This is a genomic window from Glutamicibacter sp. BW80 (assembly GCF_002332385.1).
Classification (GTDB): Bacteria; Actinomycetota; Actinomycetes; order Actinomycetales; family Micrococcaceae; genus Glutamicibacter.
This window is the reverse complement of record NZ_NRGV01000024.1, coordinates 1-7,559: the sequence shown is the minus strand read 5'-3', so window position 1 is coordinate 7,559 and position 7,559 is coordinate 1. Positions and strand designations below refer to the sequence as shown.

7 protein-coding genes are annotated in these 7,559 nt (G+C 56.2%); 2 read left to right on the top strand and 5 right to left on the bottom strand.

The features are described 5' to 3' along the window. Positions 1-121 precede the first annotated feature (121 nt). A complete protein-coding gene (locus CIK76_RS05795; RefSeq protein WP_096284373.1) occupies positions 122-325 on the top strand; it encodes a hypothetical protein in 204 nt (67 codons plus the stop codon). 18 nt (positions 326-343) lie between these two features. After that, positions 344-805, top strand: a complete 462-nt coding sequence (locus CIK76_RS19035) for a hypothetical protein (protein ID WP_141393490.1) — start codon at positions 344-346, stop codon at positions 803-805. Positions 806-877: 72 nt separating this feature from the next. Here CIK76_RS19035 and CIK76_RS05790 read toward each other — a convergent pair whose 3' ends face one another. The 5 genes from CIK76_RS05790 to CIK76_RS05770 form a co-directional block, all read right to left on the bottom strand. Further along, positions 878-2,608, bottom strand: a complete 1,731-nt coding sequence (locus CIK76_RS05790) for a TraM recognition domain-containing protein (protein ID WP_096284371.1) — start codon at positions 2,606-2,608, stop codon at positions 878-880. Continuing rightward, complete coding sequence (locus tag CIK76_RS05785; protein WP_255248362.1) at positions 2,605-4,164, bottom strand: hypothetical protein; 1,560 nt, start codon at positions 4,162-4,164, stop codon at positions 2,605-2,607. Before CIK76_RS05785 ends, CIK76_RS05790 begins: the two co-directional genes overlap by 4 nt. 47 nt (positions 4,165-4,211) lie before the next feature. Next, positions 4,212-5,723 (bottom strand): SCO6880 family protein, encoded by a 1,512-nt coding sequence (locus CIK76_RS05780; RefSeq protein ID WP_096284367.1) that lies wholly within the window; start codon positions 5,721-5,723, stop codon positions 4,212-4,214. A 2-nt stretch (positions 5,724-5,725) separates the two neighbouring features. After that, on the bottom strand, positions 5,726-7,165 hold the full coding sequence (locus CIK76_RS05775; protein ID WP_096284365.1) for a hypothetical protein: 1,440 nt from the start codon (positions 7,163-7,165) through the stop codon (positions 5,726-5,728). Between the two features lie 34 nt (positions 7,166-7,199). Then, a partial coding sequence (locus CIK76_RS05770) for an integrase core domain-containing protein (protein WP_141393489.1) occupies positions 7,200-7,559 on the bottom strand: 360 nt, incomplete at its 5' end.

Genomic DNA, 7,559 nt, shown 5'->3' with positions numbered 1-7,559 from the left:
TCAACCCTGACAGACAGGGAAGGACGCAGATAATGCCTCAGCGTCTGCGAAGAAGCTTTTCCCCAAGTCACTGCATAATGGTAGGGGAGATGCTTACCGTCATTGTTACTGGAATGCTCTGATGACAATTAGCATTGGTGAAAACGGTGCAATGAAGATTGCTTCGAATCATGAAGCGGTTCGTAATGGGCCAGCACGTGAGAAGAAGATGGATCTGGCCAATAACAAAACTGGTCGATCGGTCGGTAAGGCTCAGAAAACAGCGTCTAAGAGCAGTACTAAGTGCAAATCCCTGGCCAACCAGAACAAGCTGGTCACCCTCTAACAATTTCTGAGTGTGAGAATGAATTTTACAAAACGACTTTCGTTGAAGATTGTTCCCCTAATTGCTTTCGGTGTTCTTGCTTCCGGATGCGCGGCTGGTGGAACATATGAGGAAACTCTGACGTCCGAGGCTAAAAGTGGCGAAAATTTGACGCTACCGCAGGAGAATTCCCCGGTAGACAGCTGGGAACACGTTGCAGTGCTATGCCCGTACTCGACGCCACCTGCGAATCTTCCTGCCGCAATGAAGACTGCCACGGAGCAAATCAATACTGATACCGACGATAGTCAACAATGGTTGGTATTTGGCAAGGGAAGCGATGCAGAATCAATTGCATTGAGTCGTGCAAAGATTGATTTCTGCTCTTCAGCGACAGATAACTCTAACGTTTATCCGGCAGATCAGCAGTGGTCTGTTCAGGAAGGCGACGAAGGGGTTCTAGTGCTTTCGATCGATACTACTTCGAAAGTTTCATCCTGAGTTTTTACGTCGTGATCTAAAAGTCGGCTACCAACGAGCAGATGCTCGTCGGTAGCCGACTTTTGTCTTGTTCTAAAGAATATATTTCTTGACGTTTTCGTAGTACCCCTGTGAAAGTTTCACATCTTCCCCATATGGCTTCTGAGAGAAGTGCACTAGTTCCAATAATCCTGCGGGGATGCCGGAGCCGGTGACGATAGCTCGGCCTCGCGGCAATGCACCGAGGTCGGAGACTTCCAGGATGGATTCGCGTTGCATTGAACTGGACACTGAGCGCCCGTTGCGGCCATTGGTGCTGGATGAGCGTTTGAGCACGTCGCGGGCACCGACGAGCTTTTCCAGATACGGCAGGAACTTATCGTCCGAGAGTCCCGAGCCGGCTACGCGGATATTGGACGCGCCCCACAGTTTATCCATGCCGTCTTGCCCATAAGCTTCGACGCCCTGTTTGTATGACTGGAAGAACGTGGAGACCACGATGCCGCGTGAGCCGTAGTGGGAATACACGTCGGGCAGTTCGCGCCAGCGCACCACGTTTGCGGCCTCATCGAGCACTGCTATCAGCGGGGTTTTTAACCGTCCACCTGTCATGGCAGCGGCCGTTTTTTCGGCGGCATCCATGACAGCCATGACCAACGCTGCGGTGATTGCTCGCGCGGTGCCTGCACCTTCTTTGGAGACCAGATACAGGGTGTCGGTGCCGGTAGCTAATTTGCGGTGGTCAAATTCAGGGCGTGAGAAGTTCCCATTCGAGCGAATCCAGGGGGTAACTTCTTCGTAGGAGAGCACTGTGATCCATGGGCGCATCGTGCCATACACGCCGTCACGCTGCTTAGGGGTCAAGCCTTGAATCTGCCAGAGTGCGGAAGAAAAGTCTTGATAACCGTGCTCGTCCAGCAGGTCACGAGCTGTTTTGTCCTCGGGGTCTTGCGCCCAGGCGAACACATCGGTGATGGGACGTTTCGCAATGGCCGCAGCAAACAAGAAATGGGAGAGTAGCCGTTTACCGTCAGATTCAAAGTACGCATCGGATTTCGCGCCGGCTGAAGTCTCTGAAGCAATGAACACATCGGCCAGTTTCACTGCCGATTTCATATCTGTCACGAAGGACAGAGGGTTCCACCACCAGGAAGGTTCTTCGCCGATGATGCCTTGCACGTCGTGGACCCAGACGGTGCCTACCCGGGCGCGGGGGCCACGGGTCATATCCACGATGTCTCGCTTGTTTGAAGTTGCCAGCACCGGGCCACCGGTTTCGAGGATCTGTGGCACGCACACGCAGGAGGTTTTACCGGCGCGTGGACCCATCAGCCAGATTTGCACCCACTCATAGGAGCTAAACAAAGGTTTATGGTTGTTGACCAGTCTGGCCAGGGGTACGCCGATCCCAGCTTTCTGTGCGCCGAGACGTTCAGAGTCTTGGCGTGCTGCCGGTTCTTCCAGGGCTTTGAAATCTTTTGCGTGGCCCATTTCTTTAGCTAGGTGATCTACGCGGGAGCTGGTGCCTCGGCTGCGCCGCCAGACCAGCACCAGCATGAGGATCACGGCAATCAGCAGCAGCATGCCGATGGCAAAGACGGTGATTTGCAGCCCGCCGATCGGCAGGTAGCCTCGGCCTTGATCCATGAGGATCTGCACTGGATTATTTGAGGTGTTTTCAACCTTGGGATCTAGGATCGCTCCGAACGTCCACAACACCACCCCGAGGATGAGCAGCGCAAGAGCGCCGCCGCCAATCATCCACAGTGCATCGTCGTTTGCTGGCTGGTTTTTGCGTCCTGAACGTGGATCTGTGCCGATCATTTGTTCACCATCTCCCACGCCCGGTTGGTATCTGAAATCTGGAATTCAAGGTCTGTCAGGTGAGTGACAAACGGGGTGCCAGGATTCTTACCGACTTTCAAGATGAAATGGCCGGCCCCTGGACGGCGGGAAGCTTTATTAGTCTTCGGATCAACGACCGCTTCACCAGTCCAATCAGTCATCAACGATTTTTCCTTCGAAGACAACGCGAACACTTCTTCAAGGTTGCCCATCTCCGACGGTGCCAGTCCTCCGAGGAACACCATTGCGGAGCGTTCCACGAACCCCCAAGCAGTGGCCGTCAGGTGCTCTTTGGACAGGCGCAGGTCGTTCATGGTGTGGGTGATCATGACTTGGCCGATGCCGCGCCCACGGTTCAACCGGGTGATGGTGTCAATGAAGTGCACCATGTCATCGCTGGCGCGCAGGATGCGCCACAGCTCATCCATGACCAGGAAGTAGGTGCGGCGTTTGCGCTTGCCCGCAGCGGCCAGATGCTGTTCGGCTGAGACGGTGGCTGAGCCGAGATTCCAGCACAGTGACTGGACGGCTGCGACCAAGACACTGTCGTTTTCGTTCACGCCTGAAATGTCGAACACGACCGGCACACCGGGGGTAATGTGCGCGTCGGATGGTTTGGCGAACATATCGCCGTAGGCACCGGACGGGCCGAGGTTGATTAGTGCATCCAGCAGGGCTTGGAGGCGTTGATCGTATTCGTGGTCATCATCGTAGGCCAGGACGTTTTGGCGCAGCACTTCGGGACGTGAACGCATGAAATCCACCAGATCCCCGATCAGCGGAGCCTCTTGCAGATGGGGGTCCAGCTCGTTGATCGCTACCGAAAGGCAGGTGGATTCGTGAGGCTGTAAGGGGCGGCCGAGCATCATGGAGGTGATGCCTTCCATGAGGGAGCGGCGGCGGCTGATCATCTCTTGGATAGCAATGTCGCGGGCCTTGTCATCGTCAATCTCGTTCAGGCTGGCCACCAGCGGTCCGAGATCCAAGGGATTGAGGTGCCCTTGGCCGGGGGAGAACGTAATGACTTGCCCTCCCAATGCGCGGATGTGTGGAACGTAGTCCGGGCGGGAGTCGGCCAGGATCATCGGCACCACGCCCCACGCGGTGAGCACTGCCAGCAGCCGGTGCACCAGAGAGGTCTTACCCAGTCCGGGTTGAGCGAGGATGAACGCGGAAGGGTTGGAAATAATGCCGTTGAGGAACCACGAGACTGGATCGCCAGTGACCAGCGTATTGCGCAGCAGGTGGCGGCCTAACGGTGCGCCGATGGTGGGTAATCCAGCGCCGTTGATGAACGGCCAGAACCCACACACCTGAACACAAGAGCCTTGGACCTCCACAGGGTTTTCGATGTAGTTCACCGGCCCGCCGCCGCGCCGGTTCCAGCCCGCGTCTCCTGGCAGGTGACGGGACTTCGCACCTTCGGCCAGGAGACGGGAAAGAAACCCTGGCTCTTTCGGCTTTTTTGGGGCAGCTTTTTTCGCAGCTCGTTCAAGCCTGGACACGTCGCGCTTGGATAGTTTCAAGCTCGACACTGGCCCTTCTTCGTCTAGGGGGCGAAGAGGATTTTTCAAAGGAGACATTAGAACCACGTCTTAATCTCGTCGGGGATCATCATGTGATCAGGCACGACCATGCCCAGCGGCAGACCAGCTTGGAAGGTCACCGCCTGGTTAGCCAGGGCTTCACGCACACGAAGTTTGGCGTGGGAGACCATGCCGGGAACGGTACGGTCAAACTTTTTCAGTTCCTCAGCCTCACGAACGCTAATGGTTACGATCAGGCCGAAGCGTGTCAGGCCGGAGCCTAAGGCTTCTTCCTGCGCTGTTTTCTGTGCTGCGGCCAGCCGCTGACGTGCACGGACTGAGACGCGCTGCTGGGAGCCGGAGAACATGGCATCTTTCTGCTCGTTCTCCACCACAGTGGACGTCTGGTCAGCCGGGATTGGACGGTAGAGCAGGGTCACGCGCTTACGCAACGCGCCCTCACTTGGTGCGGTGAGCCGTGAAAGTGAGTTGGACATGAAAGCGCCGCGTGGGCCTTCATACATCGTCCACGACTTCGACACCGCCCGGTCATGCCGGTAATGGTCGAACGCGTCCAGTGCGAAGGAAGGGCCAGCATCCTCCCACGCTAGTCCGGTGCCGCCGTTGGCTTGGGCTTCTTCCACTGCCGCTGCGGTGGTCGGGTCATAGGCTATGCGGGTGAAGTCAATAATGTCTTGCGCACTGCATGGGCGGACTGCACCGGCCCCGGTGTTCGCCAGGCCGGAAATGATGCCGGGAAGCTTGTTGCCAATCTCCTCAGCCATTTCTTCCATGCCGCGATCCCCGGCTTTGCCGTCAACCCGGCGACCATCAAAGGTCAGCGTAATTCTTGCGACCACTTCGGGTGAGCTGGAATGATCTGTTTGAGCGATGCGCTGCACGACTTGTTTAGCGAAGTCCGGGGCATCGTCCCGGTGGTTATCGGCCAGCAGCCTCTGCAAGCGCAGCCCTGAATCCAGAGATGATTCAATGGTCACTGACGCGCCGCGGATTCCTTCGTCCAGACCGCGTTGGGTGAGCCAGCTGGCCCAATGCGCTACCTGGTTATCCACGTCCGTCTGGTCGATGAGGCTATCGCCGTTGGGGAAGCATTCAAGAACAACCGAATAATTATGGTGCCCCCGCGAGGAGAGGCGGATGAGGCCGAAGGGGTTGCCGTAGGAATCAGCAGTTTCGGTCAGCTGGGATTTGGCCATCAGGCCCGGCAGGCGTACTTGGCCGTCAGGGGTGAATCCGGCAGGGCCTGCGAGGTACACGTGCTTTTTTGATGCGACTTTTTGACGCTGAGCTAGACGCAGCATGAGTCTCCCATAGATGGATCGGCCTTGCTTCTTGGTCACGAGCAACAGCACTGAGGCAAGGATTGTGGATAAGGCGATGATGACAGCGGCAAGAACCCAGCCGCGAGCAGCCATAACGATGACCAGCAACACGATGGGCACGAGCATGAGGCTTTGGCCCATTGACAGACCTAGGAGTCCTGAGCGGCGTGGAACGGTGAGGTTGCCGAAGGTGTTTGGTTCGATTCGTACTTCGGAAGATGCCATGATTATTCGCCGTCCTCATCTACGAGCTTGCTCGGATTCGAGCCTTGGGCAAGATCCTTCATATCGCCCATCTTCTGCATCGCTTCGGTGACCTTATTTGCGGGTTTTGCCCCGGAAGGCCCGCCGTTCGGTGTTGTTCCTTGTCCGTCCGATGAGCCTTCTGGAGATGATCCTGAGGATTGAGAAGAATTGGCTGACTCGTTTGAGTTAGCACCTGACTGCGCGTTATCGCCGCTAGCCGGTGCCGAGCTGTCGCCCGACCCGGACGAAGGAGAAGAACCCGTTTCAGAAGATGATGATGATTCTGAACCTGATGGTGTTGCCCCCACGCTTGATGCACTGGAACTAGAGCCGGAAGAATCGGAGCCACCACCTGCAGGTGCGCTCGATGAGGAACCAGAGTCAGCCGAAGAAGAACCTGAGGAACTGCCGCCACCGCTGACGGCTTCCGACGCACCAGAACCGCCACCAGCCGAGCTGCCACCAGCAGCCGCGCTCGCTTCTCCACCGCTGGCAGTACTACCTGATGTTGCCGCGGTTTCCGCGCCTTTACCCGCAGCCGTAGATGCGGCCGTAGTTGAACCATTCGGTATTGCTGCGGCTGCGCCACTGCCCGCAGCGGCCGCACCTCCAGTACCCGCCAGAACCGCTGCGCCAGCAGCTAACGTGACACCAGCACCAAGGGCTGCACCACCAGAGAAGGCACCAGCACCGACCCCAGCTGCAGGAACGATGAATTTAATCAAAGCTGGCAACGCCAACGCCGCCAAAAGCAAAATCAGCACTGCAATCAGGGTTGACTGCATCGCAGCAGCGACAGAAGCTTCTTCGCCCTCAGTTTGACCGCCAGTGACGAGCATGCGGAAACCGAGGGCATAGATCCCAGCAGCCACCGGCTTGAACAACAGCAAAGCAACTAGCCAACCATTGGCTTTGCGCCACGCTTGTCGGCCTTGTTCTGTACCGCTGGCAGCAGCTAAAGCCACAATGAATGCCGAGAGGATCAAGAACATTACGTCTCGGAAATACATGAACAGCAAATTGATGATCGCACCGAGCAGCAACAAAATGAACAGCAAGAAGGCGGTGCCAGGACTAGCAAGCAACGCAGAACTCGCTGTGAGCATTTGAGTGAGATCTATTTCCCCACCCGTGGAGCGCTGCACAATCCATTTCGAGAACTCATCGGACGCGGTAAGCAGTACTCCGATGCCTACCGCGTAGGCCGTGGTGGCAAGAATCAAATTCACAATTGGTGTTGCCAGCCCGATGAGGCTACTTTTCACGTCCTGGGACATGACGAGCTTAATGAGACCCACAAGGAATCCGAGGATGGCGAATCCAGCGACGTACCAGGACATATCTTCCCGAAGTCCAATTACGGCAGCGTTTTGTACGTCTGGGCTGGGTGTGTCTAACCAAAAAGTAGAAACTTGGGCCACCGGAAATTTTCAAGTCAAGTGAGACCACTAAGTCTTAGACCAGCATCTTTTCTCCTTCTTCCTGCTTGATCGGTTCGTTAATCCAAGCCACTTCAGGCAGCAACATTTTCTTCGGTAATCGGTTCTTTCCAAACCGCTCAGGATGCTCCGCCCATGCTTTCTCCAACGCCGTTAGGCGTTGGTCATCCACGTGCCCAGTCATCCCGAAATGCACGTCGGCAGGAGTATGAAACCCCAGTCCTGAATGGCGATGCTCAGTGTTATAAGCATGAACAAACCGGTCCATAAAATCCCTGGCGTGCTCCAACGAACCAAACCTTTCTGGGAAAGCCGGCATATACTTCAAAGTCTTAAACCACGACTCTGAGTTATCCCGAATTCGGGATAACTCAGA